This window comes from Parabacteroides sp. AT13, from assembly GCF_002272965.1.
GTDB lineage: Bacteria > Bacteroidota > Bacteroidia > Bacteroidales > Tannerellaceae > Parabacteroides > Parabacteroides distasonis.
Window position 1 is genome coordinate 794,544 of the sequence record NZ_NQMH01000002.1, and the last position, 18,632, is coordinate 813,175.

Consider the following 18,632-nt stretch of genomic DNA (forward strand, 5'->3'; position numbering starts at 1 on the left):
ATGGCTACTAAAAAGAATATGCGTATTTCCTATCCGTCCTCGGAAAAGATTTATGTCCCGGGCGAGATCAATAAGATCAAGGTTGGTATGCGTAAGATTAAATTGTTGGACACGGTAACCTTGGATGAGCATGGAGAACGAATCTTCAAGAAGAACAATCCGGTAATCGTTTACGATACGAGCGGCCCGTATTCCGACCCCAAGATATCGATTGATATCGCTAAAGGACTTCCTCGTATACGTGAGGAGTGGTACGGTAAGCGTAAGGATGTGGTTCAATTGCCGGAATTGACTTCCGCTTATGGTCGTGAGCGATTGGCGGACGCGACTCTGGATTCCCTGCGTTTCCCCAAGCGATACTTGCCTTTCCGGGCTAAAGAGGGTAAGAATATCACCCAGATGTATTATGCGAAGAAGCGTATTATCACTCCGGAAATGGAGTACGTGGCGATTCGTGAGAACCAGCAAATCGAGGCTTTGGGACTGAAGTCGTATATCACGCCGGAGTTCGTCCGCAAGGAAATCGCCGCCGGTCGCGCGATCATCCCGGCGAATATCAATCACCCGGAAGCCGAGCCGATGATTATCGGTAAGAAGTTCTTGGTAAAGATCAATACCAATATCGGTAACTCCGCTCTTTCCTCCGGTATCGACGAGGAGATCGAGAAGGCGATATGGAGTTGTAAATGGGGCGGCGACACGTTGATGGATCTCTCTACCGGCGATCATATCCATGAGACGCGCGAGTGGATTATCCGTAACTGCCCGGTTCCGATGGGTACGGTTCCTATTTATCAAGCCTTGGAGAAGGTGAATGGTAAGGTAGAGGATCTTTCTTGGGAGATCTATCGGGATACGTTGGTCGAGCAGGCGGAACAGGGCGTGGATTATTTCACGATCCACGCGGGTTTGTTGCGCAAGCATGTGGAGCTGACGGCGACTCGCCTGACGGGGATCGTATCCAGAGGCGGATCGATCATGGCCAAATGGATGCAGCTTCATGACGAGGAAAACTTCCTGTACACGCATTTCGCCGAGATCTGCGAGATACTGAAGGCATACGACGTGGCGGTCTCTATCGGAGACGGGCTTCGTCCCGGTTCTATCTATGACGCGAACGACGCGGCACAATTCGCCGAGCTTCACACGATGGGAGAACTGACGAAAATAGCTTGGGAGCAGTTCGTACAAGTGATTATCGAAGGCCCGGGCCATGTTCCCATGAATAAGATTCATGAGAATATGAAGGAACAACAGTATGCCTGTCATGGAGCGCCGTTCTATACGCTGGGCCCGTTGACGACCGATATCGCTCCTGGATACGATCATATCACGTCGGCTATCGGTGGCGCGCAAATTGCTTGGCATGGGACGGCCATGATCTGCTACGTTACGCCGAAGGAGCATTTGGGATTGCCGAATAAGGAAGACGTGCGTAATGGGGTGGTCGCTTATAAGATAGCGGCGCATGCCGCTGACTTGGCGAAAGGGCATCCCGGCGCTCAAGTACGTGATAACGCGTTGAGCAAGGCACGTTTTGATTTCCGCTGGAAAGACCAGTTCAATTTGTCCTTGGACCCGGAAAGGGCTTTACAGTATTATAAGGAGAGTGCTGTTACGGATGGAGAGTACTGTACGATGTGCGGTCCTAATTTCTGCGCTATGCGGTTAAGTAAGGATTTGCAAGGTTGTAAATAAAATACTGTTTTGAGGGGATGAGACGGGGCATGCCCCGTCTCTACAATTGAGTGATTTGTTTTCCGCATTCGTAGCCTTCCTCATATAGTTCTTCCAGTTTCTTTGTGTCGCTTCCGGTACGGCCGACTTTAATCGGGCTTTGCGGACGGATGACGAAGGCTTTTCCTTCGGCCTCCAGTTGGTCTATGTAATCCAAGACCTCGTTGTACCGCCGGTATCGTAGTCGCAACTGTTCCCGGATCGCCGGGTATTTGTTATAAATAAAGCCGGGAAGGTAAAAATCTTTCTCTTCTTTCCGATAGCCTTTGTTACGGGTAAGGATGATGACGTTCTTGGAGAAGCCGTCGGCGATAGCCCGTCGGATAGGGATGGCATCGCATACGCCTCCGTCGACCATCGGTATCCCGTCTACATACGTAATTGGACAGAGGATCGGTAATGTGCAAGATGCTTTACAAATATCCACCAAACGTTTCTTATCTTTCTTCTCCTCGAAATATTCCGCTTTACCCGTCAAGCAATTGCTCGTGACCATAACGAACCGATCCTTGGACTTGAAATAGGTATCGTAATCCAACGGATAATACAAATCCGGATAGACATAAAACAAGAAATTCAGATCGATATATCCCCTTCCCCGTAAGAAATGACGAAGACCTATGTAATTATATTTCTTCAATAGGTCGATATTGCTAAAACGAGAGCGTCCCCGCTGGCGGGAAGCATACGAGATTCCGTTACTCGCGCCCGCCGATACTCCGATCGTATAAGGAAACCAAATATCATGATCCATAAAATAATCCAATACTCCCACCGTAAATATGGCACGCATTCCGCCACCTTCCAACACCAAACCTGTCTGACTATCTATTTCCATATATATACCTCTGAATTAAAAAAGCCATTGCTGGGTTCCCACCAAGCAATGGCCACAAAAATATAATAAATCAGCGATAAATAATAGTTCCTTTTTAGAATTTACTTGGTCACTTCGTTCACTAAGGGACGGCCTTCCTCGAAATCCTTGATGTTCCGCAAGGTAGTCTCGGCGATATTATGCAGAGCCTCTTTCGTGAAAAACGCCTGATGGGAAGTAACGATCACATTGTTGAACGAGAGCAGACGGGCCAAGACATCATCATCGATAATCTTATCCGATTTATCCTCGTAGAAATAGTCTCCCTCCTCCTCGTAGACATCCAATCCAGCGGCAGATACTTTCTTGGTCTTCAATCCCTCGATCAAGGCGTTGGTATGAATCAGTAACCCGCGTCCCGTATTGATAATCATTACGCCGTCTTTCATCTTGGCGATCGAATCGTCGTTGATCAGATAACGGGTCTGGTCGGTCAACGGGCAATGCAAGGAAATGATATCGGACTCTTTGTATAACTCGTCTAAAGAGACATAGGTGATCCCTTCCTCCTTGGCGAATTTCTCATCCGGATACAGGTCGTTTGCCAATACACGCATCCCCAATCCTTTTAAGATATGAATCAATATCTTGGCGATCTTTCCGGTACCGATAATACCGGCGGTCTTGCCATGCATATCAAATCCCATCAAGCCATTCAAGGAGAAGTTGCCATCTCTCGTACGCCAGTATGCCCGGTGTATCTTACGGTTTAACGATAACATCAAGGCCAACGTATATTCAGCGACCGCATAGGGTGAGTAGGCCGGTACGCGTACGACCGGTAATTTCCCCCTGGCGGCATTCAAATCCACATTATTAAAACCGGCGCAACGAAGCGCCAACAGTTTCACACCATTGGCAACCAAAGCGTTTATTACATCGGCATCGGCCGTGTCGTTCACGAAAATACATACTGCGTCTACCCCTTGGGTTAAGACGACATTATTGATATTCAAATGTCCTTTATAGTAACGAATATCGAACTCATACCGCTCATTGATCTTATCGAAAGAAGCGATGTCGTAGGGTTTAGCACCAAAAAACGCGATCTTATACGCCATATAACTTTAGTTTTTTAATATAACTAAATTAAGTCCTTGATTGTTTATCGAAAAAGAAATCCATTCGTTTAATTATAGTACTTTTGTCCGCTGGGTAACAATATAGATGAGCATGAATCAATCCCATAAAAGATCTTTTATAGCAGTTCTTATTTTTATTGGCTTTCTCTTGTTTATGGCATTTTGGGGCATCGACCTGATCTTAGGGGCGTATGCGGGACATAAATTGAGTAAACTTGCCGAAAGGCATCATCTTGACATACGCTATGATAAGATCCGGTTGATGGGGCTGAGTACCGTACGTATGGAGGGATTGACCGTTATCCCGATTGATGCTGATACGTTGATACATGCGGACAGGCTTCAAGCGAAACTGGAGCTTGGCAGATTATTGCTACTTACCCCTTCCATAGAGAGTGTACAAGCGGATAATTTGCATATTCATTTTATTAAGAAGGGAGAGAGAGCTAATTTTGATTTCCTTTATAAACCATCGAATCACCCAGGTGAGCCAGAGGAAACAGCTGTAGATGATAAGGAACGGGATTACGCGCGCAAGGCTGAACGCTCCCTTAGTCTCCTTTTCAATTTATTGCCCGGAAATGCCTTGGTACATGATTTATGTGTTTCTTATAGTAATAAAGGAGATGAACTAATACTAGAGATACCCGAACTCAATCTTGCTAACAATCAATTCTCTACGCATATAAATAGCACGGAGAACGGAGTTCGTAGCGAATGGATTTGCGAAGGCTCTCTCTCTGATAAGGAGCGACTCGTGAAAGCCCGTCTCTACGCCGACGAGCATACGAAGATTCCTCTTCCTTTTCTGGAATATCGTTGGGGGGCATCAGTACGTTTGGACACCTTGGCCTTCGAGCTTAAGGGACCTAAAATAGAAGAAGACATACAATCCTTACTCGGAAGCGCCTATGTGAGCGGGCTTACCATCCACCAAGAGCGTATATCTCCGGACACGGTCTTACTGGATAAAGGCTCTATACACTTCCGGACAAACATCGGTAAGAACTATATCGAATTAGATAGCGTCAGTGATATCCGGTTTAATCATCTGGATTTCCATCCTTATCTGAAGATCGTTAAAGATACCAGTTGGCAAATCACGGCCTCTGTGAATAAAAGGGATTTCCCTGCGGATCAACTGTTCTCCTCCCTGCCTAAAGGCTTATTCTACAATCTGGAAGGCCTGAGAACAGAAGGTACCCTCTCCTATCATTTTCGATTGGATCTGGATTTCGGACAGGTAGACAGCTTGATCTTGGAATCTACTTTGAAAGCGAAGGACTTCCAGATCCTTGCCTATGGGAATACGGATTTGCGGAAGATGAATGAGCCATTTGAATATACTGTCTATGAGCAAGGCGAGCCGGTACGCTCTTTCGAGATCGGTCCGGCGAATCCCTCTTTCCGCCCGTTCAACGCCGTATCCCGTTATCTTCCTTTAGCGATCATGCAGAGTGAGGATGCCGGCTTCTTTTATCACAACGGTTTTATTCCAAGCGCTATCCGGGAATCGTTGATACAGGATATCAAGGAACGACGTTTCGCCCGTGGCGGCAGTACGCTCAGCATGCAATTGGTGAAGAATGTATTCTTGAGCCGTAATAAGACGATCGCCCGCAAACTGGAGGAAATGTTAATCGTATGGCTGATCGAGAGCGATCATCTGACCTCTAAAGAGCGGATGTTTGAGGTTTATCTGAACATCGCCGAATGGGGTCCCATGATTTATGGAGCCGCCGAGGCCTCACGCTATTATTTTGCGAAGGAACCTTCCCAATTAAATCTTGCCGAGTGCATTTTTATGGCCAGTATTATCCCCAAGCCCAAACAGGTCCGCTATTGCTTCGACGGGTTGCGGTTGAAGCCGTATTATGAGGATTTTTACAGGGTAATACTGGATCGCTTGGTAGATCGCGGACTTATATCTTCGGAAGAGGCGGTAGGGGTAACGCCGGAGTCTGTTGAAATAACAGGTCCGGCTAAAGAATACCTGACGGCTACCCAAAGTCGATCTCCACGTTCGTCCCAACCCCTAGATCAGAAATAATATTCACCTTCGCCCCATAGGTGCTCAATATGCGTAGCGAGAGGCTTAGCCCGACACCATGCCCGGCGTATTCCCGGGTATTGCTCGCCCTGTAAAAGGGTTGGAAGATTCGTTTCAATTCCTCGGGAGGAATGCCGATACCTCGGTCGGATATGGTCAAGACACTGCCTCGAAGCCGCATCTCTACCGGTTTATCGTCCGAATACTTACAGGCGTTGCTCAAGATATTCTTGATCGCTATCTTCAATAAATAGGGATTGGCACTGATCATATAAGAGAAATTATCCGGGGAGAACGAGATCCGGGCCGAGGAGAACTGCATCAAGAAGTCCGCTAGGAAGATCGTCTCCATCGCACTTTTCTGGATCTCCTTATCCCCGTGCGACAGGAACAGCAGGTGTTTGATCAATTGTATGATACGGCTCGTCTCCGTGGCGATACGTCTTAATGCCGCTTGGTATTCCTCCGGGGAGCGCTCTTTCAGCAGGCTGATCTCGCATTCGCCTTGAATGGCTGTCAGCGGATTGTTCAACTCATGCGAGGCGTTGCTGATAAACGCTTTCTCACTTTGGTAAGCCGCGTCGATCCGGTCTACCATCCGGGTCGCATATAGTCTGCCGACAAAATAGATCAATACCGAGCTAACCAATATCAATCCCAGCAACAGCCAGCCGATCCGATGCTGGATATCCATCCCATACTGATTCCCGGAAAGGACAATCACGATGAAATTCCCCTCGTTGTCCGGATAATACAAAGCCGCTCCCATTTGCGTATCGTGCTTGAAGTGAACGATATCCTCTTGGTATAGAGATCTCACCTGCGTGGCGTCCAGATAACGGGACAGCACTTGCCGGGTCTCCAAGCTATCGGCGTTCAGCAATATCTCGGTAGCGACGGGAAGGGTTTCCTCGTAACGCTGTTGGATACGGGCATAGCTCTCGTCGTCGGTCTCGTCCTTCTCCCAATGCTTCTGTGCCGTGGCATAGGCTTTTTCCGTCAGGTAAGAATAGTACAGGCGAGAGATATAGCTCGTGGAAACCAAATAGAAGACAAGCGTCACGACGGCTATCACGCCTATGGTAATGGCCGAGTAAAAGAGAGCGATCTTGTTTCCTGTCTTCATGCTTCCATCATATAGCCCACACCCACTACGGTACGGATTAGTTTAGGATCGAAATCCTTGTCTATCTTCGTGCGCAAATAATTCACGTAGACATCAACCACGTTCGTATTGGTATCGAAATCCTTGTCCCAGACATTCTTTAGCAAGTTCATCCGGCTCAAGGCCGTTCCTTGGTTCTGTATGAAATATTCCAAGAGCCTATATTCCTTTACGGTCAAATCGATGACCTGCCCATTCCGTATAGCCCGATGGCTTGGAGGATCTAAGACCAGATCCCCGCACCGGAGAGCCATATGGACGGATTCGTTTCCCGATCGACGTAATAACGCCTTTATGCGGGCCTCGAGTTCTTGGAAGCTGAAAGGTTTTACCAGATAATCATCCGCCCCGGCATCCAGCCCGCTAACAATATCCTCGGTGGTTCCCAAGGCGGTCAGCATGATCACGGGGGCATGGTAACCGAACCGTTGCCGGTACTGTTTGCAAAGTTGCAGGCCATTCATCTTCGGCATTATAATATCCAGAATCAGCAATTGGAAATCGTTCTTCTGTGTCAGTTCCCAACCGGCGGCACCGTCGTAAGCGACATATACCTCATGCCCAAACTCCCGCAAGCCTCTTTCTATAAAAGAGGCGATGTTTACCTCGTCTTCTACTAATAATATCTTCGCCATTGTATCGTATGTATTAATAAGAATGTCCATCATTAGTAATGCGTACTTAGGGTGATGCTAATCGTATCACAGAGGTGAAACGTTCTTTTCACGGTTGTGATACGATCGTTTCACCTCTGTGATATGATCTTTTCACAGCCGTGAAAAGATCAGCAAGTATAATCCTTTCGCATAATAACTCCAGTCGCCCTCCCTAATAGTTCCGGACTTTCTTGCTACAAATATAGCAATTACAACCTACGTTGCACTAATTTACCGTTCTTATCATAAAGCATTCGTCGATAAAAAGCCTCCACCATCAGCGGGAAGACAAAGAGGGTGAAGAACGTGGCCCCTATTAATCCGCCAATGATCACGATCGCCAAAGGACGCTGGCTTTCCGATCCGATACCGTGGCTCAAGGCGGCCGGAAGCAGGCCGATAGCGGCCATGGAGGCGGTCATTAATACGGAACGTACCCTTGATTTCACGCTCATCTTGATCGAATCTTCCAGAGGATGCCTCTCCCGCAGGTTATTCTTGATGTCCGATATCATGATCACGCCATTCTGTATACAGATACCGAAGAGGGCGATAAAGCCGATACCGGCGGAGATCGAGAAGTTGAAACTCGTGATTAATAGGGCCAAGATACCTCCGACGGCGGCGTAAGGCACGTTTAATAAGACCAGTCCGGCATCCCGGGCGTTGCCGAAAAGGACGAATAGGATCACGAAGATGATCGCTATACTTACGGGGACGACTTGGGCCAAGCGTTTGGTAGCCCGTTGTTGGTTCTCGAAATCTCCGGTCCATTTCAAGGTATAGCCTTCGGGGAGCTTTACCTGCCTCTCCACTTTCCGCTGGGCTTCAGCCACGGCGCTACCCATGTCGCGGCCCCGGACCGAGAATTTCACGGCGCAGAAACGAGCGTGGTTATCCCGGTAGATAATCAACGGGCCGGTAATCGTATGGATATCCGCCAGCTCGCGGATAGGAATCATGGAACCATCCTTCGCCGGAACCAGTATCTTGCCTATCTCATTCTCGCTACGGCGAAAAGCGGATTCGTAGCGGACCATGATATTGAACTTACGCTCGTCCTCATAAAGCAGGGAGGCGCTCTTACCTCCTATCGCCATCTCGATAATGGATTGCACGTCCTCCTTGGCCACGCCGTAGCGGGCTAAACGAGACTCGTTCAACTCGATCCGTAGCTCCGGCTGGCCGATATTCCGGATAACGCCCAGATCCTCGATACCGTCTACGGTCTCCAAGACCTTGAAAACTTCTACCGCCTTTTTCTCCGACTCGTATAGATCCTTACCGAAGACTTTCACGGCGATGGAACCTTTCACGCCGCTGGCCGCTTCCTCTACATTGTCCGAGATAGGCTGCGAGAAGTTAAAATCCACGCCCGGATAGATCGCCAGATCCTCTTGCATCTTCTCGATCAGACCCGCTTTCGAGCGTTCGCTTTCCCACTCTTTCTCGGGATATATATCCACATGGAACTCGATGTTGTAGAAACCTGTCGCGTCCGTGCCATCGTTCGGCCGGCCGGTTTGCGATAAGACCTGACGAACCTCCGGATAAGCCGCCAGCTTCCGGCGCATCTGGTTGGCCAATGTGACGGATTCATCCAAAGATATACTTTGCGGTAAGGTCGCACGGATATAAATAGAGCCCTCGTTCAGTTGCGGGAGAAACTCGCTGCCCAACAAGGTGAAGCACCAGATACCTACGGCGGCTACCAACGTGGCGAACGTGATCGTTCGCTTCTTACGGGCGTGGCACCAGTCGAAAATACCGATCGACTTCCGATTGATCCACGCGAGGAACGGATTATGTTTCTCACGCACCTCTTTCTTTAATAGCATGGAAGATAGGACGGGTACCAATGTCAACGTAAAGATCAACGCTCCCAACAAGGCGAACCCCAAGGTATAAGCGAGCGGGCTGAACATCTTTCCTTCCACCTTCTGGAAAGAGAAGATCGGGACCAAGGCTGTGATGATAATCAGCTTAGAGAAGAAAACCGCTTTCGCACGGTCCTTCGCCGTATGACGGATAATACCCATCTTACTCATCAAATTAAAAGCGGGCATGCCTACTTCACGGGCTTTCCGGTCCAATGCCACGAAAAGCCCCTCCACCATCACGACGGCGCCATCGATAATAATACCGAAGTCGATCGCTCCCATAGATAAGAGGTTGGCGCTCATCCCCATCGCCCGGAGACAAATAAAGGCGAAGAGGAGTGCCAACGGGATAATGATCGACACGATCACCGTCGTACGCCAATCCGCCATGAAGATTAATACGATGAAAGTTACCAGCAGAATACCTTCCGCCAGATTATGTGTTACGGTCTTGACCGCCAGATCTACCAGATTCTCACGATCGTAGAACGATACGATTCGCACGTCTTCCGGCAAGGCGTTTTGTTGGATATCCTTGATCTTATCCTTCAAGGCGGCGATTACCTCGCCGGGGTTCTCCCCTTTTCGCATGACAACGATGCCTTGTACGACATCATCTTCCTCCATGCGGCCCACTTGCCCTAGGCGGGGAAGACTGGATTCGTGTACGGTAGCCAAGTGCTTGACAAGGATTGGCGTGCCATTGATATTCTTTACGACGATATTCTCGATCTCTTTTACATCGTTAATCAAGCCGATACCCCGCACGACATAGGCTTGCGAGCTTTTCGTGATCACGTCGCCGCCTACGTTGATATTACTTTTTGCGATAGCGTCATAAAGTTCCAAGGTCGTTACCCCGTAACTGATCAGTTGATTCGGGTTGACGCTAACCTCGAAAGTCTTTACTTCTCCTCCGAAGCTGACGATATCCGCTACACCGGGTACAGCCCGCAACTTCCGCTCGATCACCCAATCCTGCAAGGTCTTCAATTCCCGGACGGAACGCTTATCGCTACGTAATGTATAGCGGAAGATCTCGCCGGTCGGACCATATAAGGGCTGCACTTCCGGCGTGACCCCTTCCGGCAGGTCGGCGTCGTTCAAGAGATTATAAACTTGCTGGCGGGCGAAGAAATCATCCACCTTATCTTCGAACATCACGTTGATGACGGAAAGACCGAAAAGGGTCGTGCTCCGGATATCCGTCTTTTTCTGTACCGGGTTCATGGCGATCTCGATCGGGATCGTGATAAACTTCTCGATCTCCTCGGCGCTCCTGCCCGGCCATTGGGTGATAATCGTCACCTTCGTATTCGTCACATCCGGAAACGCGTCGATCGGCGTATGGATAAAGCTGGTGATACCGGCGATTACGGCGATCGTGGTACAGAAGAAGATAAAGAATTTGTTCCGGAGGGAGAACGTTATGATATTATCTATGAATGTGTGCATATCGTCCGGTTACTTTAATTCGTTATACACCAAGAGAGCGTTCCGATCTACGATCCGATCCCCATCCTTCAAGCCGGATCGCAGGTAACAGAACTTCTCGGTTTGCTTATACACCGAGATCTCACGCATTTGCAAATATCCCTCCTTCGAGACATAGACAACGTATTCTTTACCATCCTCGAAGATCACGGCATGGGCGTTTACGCAAGGCATACTTTCTCCTTTTACCGCGCTCTGTACATATACGTTCGTAAACATTCCGGGTTTAAGCATATACTTCTCGTTCCTTAATTTGACTCTTACGCTCATGGTCTTACTTTCTCGGTCTAGCATATGATAGACCTTATCGATCGTTCCCGTAAACTCCATATCCTTATAGGCCAAAGTGGTGATACGAACGGTAGCCCCCTCTTTTACCTTGCTGATATCTCCCTCATAGACATCGGCCATCACCCAGACATCGTCGAGACCGAAAATGGTAAACATCTCCTCCCCTTGATCGGAACGGATCTGCATATCCCGGTTTATATTCTTATCGATGATAAAGCCGGAGACCGGCGCTTTCACCACATAGGTAGATGGGTCTGTTATGTTATAAATAGAATACATTTCTTGGATACGTTTGGTCTCGGCCTCGGCATCGGCTTGCCCTTGCTGGGCTTGCAGGAAGTCCCGGTCGGAAGCCATACCGCTCCGGGCCATATCTTGGGTAGCCTCCAAGTTACGGTTAGCGATAGCCAGTTGATGCTCGGCCTCCTTTCGCTGCTTGTCGATATCAGCGATCTCGCCGCTCCGGATCACTGCTAGGACATCTCCTTTCCCTACGTAATCGCCAACTTCCGCATGAACGGAGGTGACATTTCCACCAAACATCGGATACACATGGGCCACTCGCTCCGGATTGAAACTGACACGGCCATTGAGCAACAACTCGTTGGTTAATGGTGTGTCACGAACCGTATCCAGTGTTATAATCTCCTGTAAACTGTCATTTAATAGTAAAGGTTCCCGGGTATCGACCGAGGTGGTCGCCTGTTTCCCGCAGGAACATACCAAGGGTACTAAAAGGATGCATGTGATTAGATGCTTATTCATATCGTTTGATTTGCTTTTAATAGTTGAATACATGGCTACCCGTTACGGTATTTACCTCCTCCAAGGCCAGTAACACTTCTTTTTGAGTTTGGTAAAGTCGCAAGCAGGTTGTTTTGTAGGTCTCATAATAATCGATAAACTCAAGGAGACTGATATTCCGTTTTTGGAAATTCAAGTTCACGCCTTCGATAATCAAGGCGAAATCCTTCTCCAATCCATAGTTCGAGGAACGATAGAGCTGAATCGCCTTTTCCAACCGGGCATAGCTGGTGAATAATTCATTCTCGGCTTGTCGACGGGCGTATTCTTCCTTATGGGCCTTTTGAGCGACGGATATTTTCGCCGCCCTGATATTCCCTTGATTCCGGTTAAATATAGGGAGAGAGACGCTCAAGCCGATCGCCCAATAATCATTGATAAAGTTACCCGCCTTATCATACGTACCCTTTACGCTCACTTCCGGGAAAGCGAGGGAACGTTGTAATCTCACGTCCGCCTCCGAAGCCTTGACGCTTGCTTGCGCCAACTTAAGATCCGGACGTTCGTATAATAAAGAGGTCAATTCAGAGAAAGGAACGGAGTCCATATCGATCTGGTTCAACACAGACTCATCGAATATCGGCTCGAAGGTATCATTGCCGGATATTCCTAGTAAAAGCCGCATGTCTCCTTGAAGGGAGATAACTTGGTTGGCGATATCATTCCGCTCTTGCCGTAAAGAGAGTAATAGGGCCTCGATACGGGACTTCTCTAATAAAGAAACATTCCCTTTCTCATTCTGCTCCTTGAGAACCACCAACAGATGAGCCAATGAATCAATCTCACGATCGTAAATAGATTGGGATTTCTGGGTGAAATAAAGCGCTATGAATTTCTCCTTCAACTCGCTCCGGAGGGTTCTCAATACCTCTTCGAATTGGTAAAGGGCCATTTCCTTATTGATTTTCTCCAAACGGACACGTTTGTTTCGCTGACCGGCAATATAGATCAACTGTTCCACCTCTACGATCGTTTCCCCTTGTTTCCCGAAATCAAAGTAACGTCCGTTCAACCGGTTATAAACATTTTGCTCCAAAGAGACCACGGGATTCTCGAAAAGTTTGGCCTGTACTACTTGGGCCTCGGCTATATCGATATTATACCGTTCGGCTATCACTTCCAGATTGTGTTCAGAGAAACGTTGCTCGGACTCTTTCAAGGAGAGGGAGACAACAGAGGCTTTCGCCCCAGAGAAAAGAAGAGATAAAAAAAGTAAAAGAGTGACTCGTCTGTCCATTTGCGTTAAATTTTACGCAAAGGTAGAAGTCACTCTTTTATCGCTTATGAATATTTAGTTAGAATACTCTTAGGCCAAATTAGAAATTTATTAGAGAGATTTAAAGTATAATATTGTTTTCTTTAATCCTTCCTCCAAACAAACCGTAGGTTCCCACCCATCTAATTTCTCTTTGGCCAACGTAATATCGGGCTTACGTTGCTTGGGATCGTCTCCCGGCAACGGGCGGTATACGATCTTAGAGGAGGAGTTTGTCAAACGGATCACGATCTTGGCCAACTCGTTCATCGAGAACTCTCCCTGATTTCCGATATTTACCGGGCCGGTAAAATCATCCGGGGTATTCATCATGCGAATCATCCCCTCGATCAAATCGTCTACATATTGGAAACTACGAGTTTGGTTTCCATCCCCATAAATCGTAATGTCCTTATTTTGTAATGCCTGTATAATGAAATTAGAGACGACACGGCCATCGTTCGTACTCATATTAGGCCCATACGTATTAAAGATGCGGATGATTTTAATGCGAACCTTGTTTTGGCGATGGTAATCCATAAATAAGGTCTCGGCGCAACGCTTGCCCTCGTCATAACAAGAGCGAGGCCCTATCGGGTTGACATTTCCCCAATAGCTTTCCGGCTGCGGGTGTATCATGGGATCTCCATACACCTCACTAGTAGATGCTTGTAATATCTTAGCGTTCACCCGTTTTGCCAGACCTAACATATTGACCGCTCCTAACACGGATGTCTTGATCGTCTGTATCGGATCTATTTGATAATAAACTGGAGATGCGGGACATGCCAAATTATAAATCTCATCGACCTCGGCTTGGAACGGTATAGAAACATCATGCCTGATCAACTCGAAATGTGGATTTTTCAGCAGAGGAATCACATTCTCCTTACTTCCCGTAAAATAGTTATCCAGACAAATTACTTCATTTCCTTCTTCTAAAAGACGGGCACATAAATGAGAACCGATAAAGCCGGCGCCCCCGGTGATAAGTATTTGCTTCATTATATTAAATTTATTTCGTGAATTTCACCCTATAAGGTGGATCCGGACGTAAATAATCTATATCCAGATAAGGAATCTTAGGATAGATCAAGTCCAGATAGCGGAGGTCTAAGGGGCCGGGAACGACTTCTATCCGTACCTTAGCGACACCTTTATCGATAAAATCCAATATCTCGGCGGCGCTCGCTGATACATCAATGATTCGTTTTCTATAACGAGGTCCACGATCCGTTACGCATACAATGGTACTTTTCATATTCTCCAAGTTCGTGACTCTTAAAAAAGTACCAAAAGGATACGTACGATGCGCGGCGACTAATTCTTCTTTATCATGAACCCTTCCACTGGATGATTTCCTGCCGTGGAAACGATGATGGTAATACGAAGCAAGTCCTTCCTCCTGTGCCCATATTCCTTCTCCACACTTAACTGCGGCAAATATAAGTAATATGTAGAACAAGCGGAAGGACATGTACCTTTTTTTAATCAATTATTGAAGCATTTTTCCATTATATTCTCCGTTCAAAGTCCTTAGAAAAACAACGATTTTTTCAACTTCTACATCATTGATCTCCTTTCCGATCTGGAACTCATGCATGATACGGATCGCATCCTCTACAGAGGCTACCGTTCCGTCGTGCATGTACGGATAAGTCAGCATCACGTTACGAAGTGTCGGGGTTTTGAACTTATGACGATCGGATTCTTTCTTAGTCACGGCATAGCGTCCGTTATCACCGTCCGTCAACCCTGTATTCCGGTAATCGAAATAGCTGTTCTTGATACCCATGAACTCGTAAGATTGACCACCGACATTTACACCAACGTGACAAGTAGCGCATTTATTGTCCTTGAATAGTTGATAACCCTCTAATTCTTCCGCTGTAAGCGCGTTTTTATCTCCCATCAAGTATTTGTCGAAACGACTCGGCGTAAGCAAGGTCTTCTCAAACTCAGCGATAGCGTCCGTGATCGTAGATTGAGAATAACCTTCCGGATACACTTCCGTGAATTTCTTCGTGAAATCCTTATCTTGCGCTAAAGCCTCGCAAATCTGGTCGAATGAGGTACAACCCATTTCCACTGGGTTCAATGGAGGACCAGCCGCTTGCTCTTTTAGGTCTGCCGCACGTCCGTCCCAAAATTGAACGAAATTAAGCGCCGCATTATATACGGTCGGAGCGTTAACACCACCGAACTGTCCATTAATACCTTCCGAATATTGCTTACGGTCTACACCACCTGTGTTCAATCCGTGGCAAGTAGCGCAAGAGATCGTATTGTCCGCAGACAAACGAGTATCATGATACAGGGCAAAACCCAACTCTACCTTCGCCGGATCTGTAGGCAAGCTCTTCATTAGAGACTGAAGAGGCTCATTCTTAAATTCTTCCGCTACGGTTTCGGTCGTGAAACGATCTTTACGGACATTCTTCGCCCATGAGATGATCACCGCTTTCTCATTGTCGTCAAGGCTGGTTCCCCAGTGCATCGGCATATGGGAATACTTAGCCGGGGGCATAGAGCCGCTTAGGGCCGTATTCTCCACCTTCGCCAAATCAACCTCTGAAACGGGCTGCCCGTTCTCCAAGGCTTCCACCATAGCAGTCAAGTCCACATAGTGAACGGCCTCCTTCATGTCTGCCTGTACTACGGGACCGATCAACGGTAAATTACCGTAAAATGGCAGAGGCGCATTTTCAGAGTGGCAGGCCAAACAGTCGTTTTCCCGCAGGATAGAGGCCACTTGCTTACCTTCATTGTCGGCAAATTTCTTGTATTCGGAAGAACCGCACGAGGTAACCGCAAAGGCTAAAGCGCAGAGTCCTACCGGTAATGCCGTCATTTTAGCATAAATTGTTTTACGCATAACTATATTTATTTAGATTTATTAAGTGCAAATATAGAACAATTCACTTACATGTACCCTAAAAGCCTTGGATTTCATTGATCAGTTTTATCTATGGGAAGATAAATAGAATCTATGCGGTAGGCTTCCATCCGCAGCATTGCGGCAAGCTCCTTCCTATAATGCCCAGTATGAGGTTCTAACAATGGGCAATATAAGGATGTTACAATGCCCATTATAAGCAGCTAACAATCGCAGTTATAAGCAACCGCCAATCGCTATGTGGATAATCCGATTTTTTTATATAGCTTTGTCTCATTATGTATAATCAATAAATTATAAGGCAAAGATGTTTAAGAACAAAGTTGTATGGATTATCATCGCTATCGTAGCGATATTATTCTTTTGGGTGAAAGGCGTGTATAATAATATGGTAACTCAAGACGAAGGCGTGAAAACCGCATGGAGCCAAGTTGAGAACCAATATCAACGCCGTATGGATTTGATCCCGAATCTGGTAAATACGGTAAAAGGATACGCCGCGCATGAGAAAGAGACTTTAGAAGGTGTGGTCAACGCTCGTGCCGAGGCGACGAAGACTACGATTGATCCTTCTAACCTTACTGAGGAATCCTTGAAGAAATTCCAGTCTGCACAAGGAGAGTTAGGAAATGCCCTCTCCCGTTTGATGCTTGTTTTAGAGCGTTATCCAGACTTAAAAGCGAATCAAAACTTTATGGAGCTTCAAGCGCAATTGGAAGGGACCGAAAATCGTATCTCGGTAGAGCGTAAACGTTTTAACGAGGTAGCTCAGTCTTATAATACCTATATTCGCCAATTCCCGAACAATATTTTGTCCGGAATGTTCGGCTTCCAATCGAAAGCTTATTTCGCCGCTGAATCCGGTGCGGAAAAGGCTCCTAAGGTAGAATTCTAATAGCCATTCGCTGAATGAGTGAGATAAAGAATATAGGATCTAGGTGCAAGTGTCCGGTAAGCCTTTTATGGATCAGTTTATTGCTGGTTGGTTTTGCCTCTTCTATTTTCGCGGCAAAGGATTATTCGATCGAGACCATTCCGAACGTACGTCTTTCCAACCGGTTGAACCATGTCAGTAATCCGGATGGTATCATTACCCCGGATGATGCGGCACGTATCAATCAATTATTAAATGTAGTGGAAGATAGTCTCGGTATCGAGGTAGCTGTCGTTGCCGTGAATAGCATCGGGGATCAGGATGCCCGGATGTTCGCTACGGATTTATTCAAACATTGGGGATTGGGACAAAAGAGCAAGGATAATGGTTTATTGATCCAGTTGGTGACGGAACCTTCCCAACGTTCGGTCGTTTTCGAGACGGGATATGGTATCGAGGGTGTCCTCCCCGATGCGATTTGCTACCGGCTCCAGCAGCGGTATATGATGCCCGATCTAAAGGCCGGGAATTATAGCGCCGGCATGTTGAAAGGAGTCATGGCGGTTACCAAGTATTTAATGTCCAGCGACTATGAACGGGCAGGCATGACTGGCAACCGTTCTTCTTCCTCGTCCGATGATGATTTTATGTGGATATTCGTGGTGGGGATTATCGGGATGATCGGTTTCTCGGCGTTTATCGCATACTTAAAGTATCGTCCGAAGGCATGTCCCCGTTGTGGAAAGAAAACCTTTGTGTATATGGGGCAGCAGGTGATCCGGGAAGCGACTCGTTTCTCGGAAGGTCTGGCCGAAGATGTATACCGCTGTAAGAGTTGCGGGTATACAGAGAAAAAAAATCGTACCATCGACCGCATACACCGAGGAGGAGGTGGCCCTATTATTATGGGTGGCGGTGGTGGTTTCGGAGGTTTTAGCGGAGGCGGCGGTGGCGGCTCTTGGGGAGGTGGAAGCTCCGGGGGTGGCGGTTCGATCAGTCGTTTCTGAAAATACGATTATTCGCATTATTTTATACAAGCGGTCACGTAAAACCTTATGTGACCGCTTGTGTTTTCGTATCTTATTGCTCTTTCAGATAGTAGTCGGAAAGTATATCCCGTACCTTCTCGGGAGTAACCCTTCCATAGACCTTCCCGCCGATCATGACCACCGGAGCTAATCCGCAAGCACCGACACAGCGTAAGCAATCCAAGGAGAACAAACCGTCCGGTGTAGTCTCTCCTACCTTTATTTCCAATTGACGTTGCATTTCTTCCAGAACATTTTCTGCGCCACGCACGTAACAGGCCGTTCCCAGACAAACAGAGATGGGGTATTTCCCTTTGGGGGTCATCGTAAAGAATGAGTAAAAAGTAACTACGCCATATACCCTTGAGACCGGGATATTCAATTCGGCGGCGATAACCTGTTGGACTTCCGGTGGTAAATATCCGAACAAGCCTTGGGCGGCGTGCAAGATATTGATCAACTCCCCGGGATCGTTGTTGCGTTCAGCGCATATCGCATGTAGCTCCGCTACTTTTGTTTTAGGCAAATGTATCTCATTCATGG

15 protein-coding genes are annotated in these 18,632 nt (G+C 47.3%); 4 read left to right on the forward strand and 11 right to left on the reverse strand.

Features of this window, described 5'->3' with window-relative positions:
* Positions 1-1,698: a phosphomethylpyrimidine synthase ThiC gene (gene thiC / locus CI959_RS17695; RefSeq protein ID WP_009017432.1), complete on the forward strand. Its 1,698-nt coding sequence runs from the start codon at positions 1-3 to the stop codon at positions 1,696-1,698.
* A gap of 40 nt (positions 1,699-1,738) precedes the next feature.
* On the opposite strand, the gene CI959_RS17700 is transcribed toward thiC, so the two are convergent.
* Both CI959_RS17700 and CI959_RS17705 read right to left on the reverse strand, forming a co-directional pair.
* Positions 1,739-2,575: a patatin family protein gene (locus tag CI959_RS17700; RefSeq protein WP_005857012.1), complete on the reverse strand. Its 837-nt coding sequence runs from the start codon at positions 2,573-2,575 to the stop codon at positions 1,739-1,741.
* A gap of 101 nt (positions 2,576-2,676) precedes the next feature.
* Positions 2,677-3,675: a 2-hydroxyacid dehydrogenase gene (locus CI959_RS17705; protein WP_057317046.1), complete on the reverse strand. Its 999-nt coding sequence runs from the start codon at positions 3,673-3,675 to the stop codon at positions 2,677-2,679.
* A gap of 112 nt (positions 3,676-3,787) precedes the next feature.
* Between CI959_RS17705 and CI959_RS17710 the strand changes: the two genes are divergently transcribed.
* The gene (locus CI959_RS17710; RefSeq protein WP_057317124.1) at positions 3,788-5,746 is read left to right on the forward strand and encodes a biosynthetic peptidoglycan transglycosylase; all 1,959 of its coding nucleotides are present in this window, start codon (positions 3,788-3,790) and stop codon (positions 5,744-5,746) included.
* Here CI959_RS17710 and CI959_RS17715 read toward each other — a convergent pair.
* The 8 genes from CI959_RS17715 to CI959_RS17750 form a co-directional block, all read right to left on the reverse strand.
* Entirely contained in the window at positions 5,697-6,872 is a 1,176-nt protein-coding gene (locus CI959_RS17715; RefSeq protein WP_057317045.1) for a HAMP domain-containing sensor histidine kinase, read from the reverse strand. The two genes, CI959_RS17710 and CI959_RS17715, sit on opposite strands and share 50 nt — an antisense overlap.
* Positions 6,869-7,546: a response regulator transcription factor gene (locus tag CI959_RS17720; protein ID WP_057317044.1), complete on the reverse strand. Its 678-nt coding sequence runs from the start codon at positions 7,544-7,546 to the stop codon at positions 6,869-6,871. The genes CI959_RS17715 and CI959_RS17720 overlap by 4 nt, the downstream gene beginning before the upstream one ends.
* Before the next feature lie 230 nt (positions 7,547-7,776).
* Entirely contained in the window at positions 7,777-10,902 is a 3,126-nt protein-coding gene (locus CI959_RS17725) for an efflux RND transporter permease subunit (protein ID WP_057317043.1), read from the reverse strand.
* 9 nt (positions 10,903-10,911) lie between these two features.
* Positions 10,912-11,997: an efflux RND transporter periplasmic adaptor subunit gene (locus CI959_RS17730; protein ID WP_057317042.1), complete on the reverse strand. Its 1,086-nt coding sequence runs from the start codon at positions 11,995-11,997 to the stop codon at positions 10,912-10,914.
* Positions 11,998-12,013: 16 nt separating this feature from the next.
* Positions 12,014-13,273 carry a TolC family protein gene (locus tag CI959_RS17735; RefSeq protein ID WP_009275923.1) on the reverse strand — a complete coding sequence of 420 codons (1,260 nt, stop codon included), beginning with the start codon at positions 13,271-13,273 and terminating at the stop codon, positions 12,014-12,016.
* A 90-nt stretch (positions 13,274-13,363) separates the two neighbouring features.
* Complete coding sequence (locus CI959_RS17740) at positions 13,364-14,296, reverse strand: UDP-glucuronic acid decarboxylase family protein (RefSeq protein WP_057317041.1); 933 nt, start codon at positions 14,294-14,296, stop codon at positions 13,364-13,366.
* A 10-nt stretch (positions 14,297-14,306) separates the two neighbouring features.
* On the reverse strand, positions 14,307-14,768 hold the full coding sequence (locus CI959_RS17745) for a septal ring lytic transglycosylase RlpA family protein (RefSeq protein WP_005857026.1): 462 nt from the start codon (positions 14,766-14,768) through the stop codon (positions 14,307-14,309).
* A gap of 18 nt (positions 14,769-14,786) precedes the next feature.
* The gene (locus CI959_RS17750; protein WP_057317040.1) at positions 14,787-16,166 is read right to left on the reverse strand and encodes a cytochrome c peroxidase; all 1,380 of its coding nucleotides are present in this window, start codon (positions 16,164-16,166) and stop codon (positions 14,787-14,789) included.
* Positions 16,167-16,494: 328 nt separating this feature from the next.
* Here CI959_RS17750 and CI959_RS17755 point away from each other — a divergent pair, with 328 nt between their 5' ends.
* Complete coding sequence (locus CI959_RS17755) at positions 16,495-17,082, forward strand: LemA family protein (protein ID WP_005857030.1); 588 nt, start codon at positions 16,495-16,497, stop codon at positions 17,080-17,082.
* 14 nt (positions 17,083-17,096) lie between these two features.
* Entirely contained in the window at positions 17,097-18,068 is a 972-nt protein-coding gene (locus tag CI959_RS17760; protein ID WP_005857032.1) for a TPM domain-containing protein, read from the forward strand.
* A 73-nt stretch (positions 18,069-18,141) separates the two neighbouring features.
* Here CI959_RS17760 and CI959_RS17765 read toward each other — a convergent pair whose 3' ends face one another.
* Positions 18,142-18,630 carry an NAD(P)H-dependent oxidoreductase subunit E gene (locus CI959_RS17765; RefSeq protein ID WP_005857033.1) on the reverse strand — a complete coding sequence of 163 codons (489 nt, stop codon included), beginning with the start codon at positions 18,628-18,630 and terminating at the stop codon, positions 18,142-18,144.
* Positions 18,631-18,632 lie beyond the last annotated feature (2 nt).

Bases quoted from the DNA above. Each gene is read 5' to 3' on its own strand.
- thiC (WP_009017432.1), top strand. From the start codon at position 1: ATGGCTACTAAAAAGAATATGCGTATTTCCTATCCGTCCTCGGAAAAG.
- CI959_RS17735 (WP_009275923.1), bottom strand. From the start codon at position 13,273: ATGGACAGACGAGTCACTCTTTTACTTTTTTTATCTCTTCTTTTCTCT.
- CI959_RS17730 (WP_057317042.1), bottom strand. From the start codon at position 11,997: ATGAATAAGCATCTAATCACATGCATCCTTTTAGTACCCTTGGTATGT.
- CI959_RS17765 (WP_005857033.1), bottom strand. From the start codon at position 18,630: ATGAATGAGATACATTTGCCTAAAACAAAAGTAGCGGAGCTACATGCG.
- CI959_RS17710 (WP_057317124.1), top strand. From the start codon at position 3,788: ATGAATCAATCCCATAAAAGATCTTTTATAGCAGTTCTTATTTTTATT.
- CI959_RS17705 (WP_057317046.1), bottom strand. From the start codon at position 3,675: ATGGCGTATAAGATCGCGTTTTTTGGTGCTAAACCCTACGACATCGCT.
- CI959_RS17750 (WP_057317040.1), bottom strand. From the start codon at position 16,166: ATGCGTAAAACAATTTATGCTAAAATGACGGCATTACCGGTAGGACTC.
- CI959_RS17700 (WP_005857012.1), bottom strand. From the start codon at position 2,575: ATGGAAATAGATAGTCAGACAGGTTTGGTGTTGGAAGGTGGCGGAATG.
- CI959_RS17755 (WP_005857030.1), top strand. From the start codon at position 16,495: ATGTTTAAGAACAAAGTTGTATGGATTATCATCGCTATCGTAGCGATA.
- CI959_RS17725 (WP_057317043.1), bottom strand. From the start codon at position 10,902: ATGCACACATTCATAGATAATATCATAACGTTCTCCCTCCGGAACAAA.
- CI959_RS17720 (WP_057317044.1), bottom strand. From the start codon at position 7,546: ATGGCGAAGATATTATTAGTAGAAGACGAGGTAAACATCGCCTCTTTT.
- CI959_RS17760 (WP_005857032.1), top strand. From the start codon at position 17,097: ATGAGTGAGATAAAGAATATAGGATCTAGGTGCAAGTGTCCGGTAAGC.
- CI959_RS17745 (WP_005857026.1), bottom strand. From the start codon at position 14,768: ATGTCCTTCCGCTTGTTCTACATATTACTTATATTTGCCGCAGTTAAG.
- CI959_RS17740 (WP_057317041.1), bottom strand. From the start codon at position 14,296: ATGAAGCAAATACTTATCACCGGGGGCGCCGGCTTTATCGGTTCTCAT.
- CI959_RS17715 (WP_057317045.1), bottom strand. From the start codon at position 6,872: ATGAAGACAGGAAACAAGATCGCTCTCTTTTACTCGGCCATTACCATA.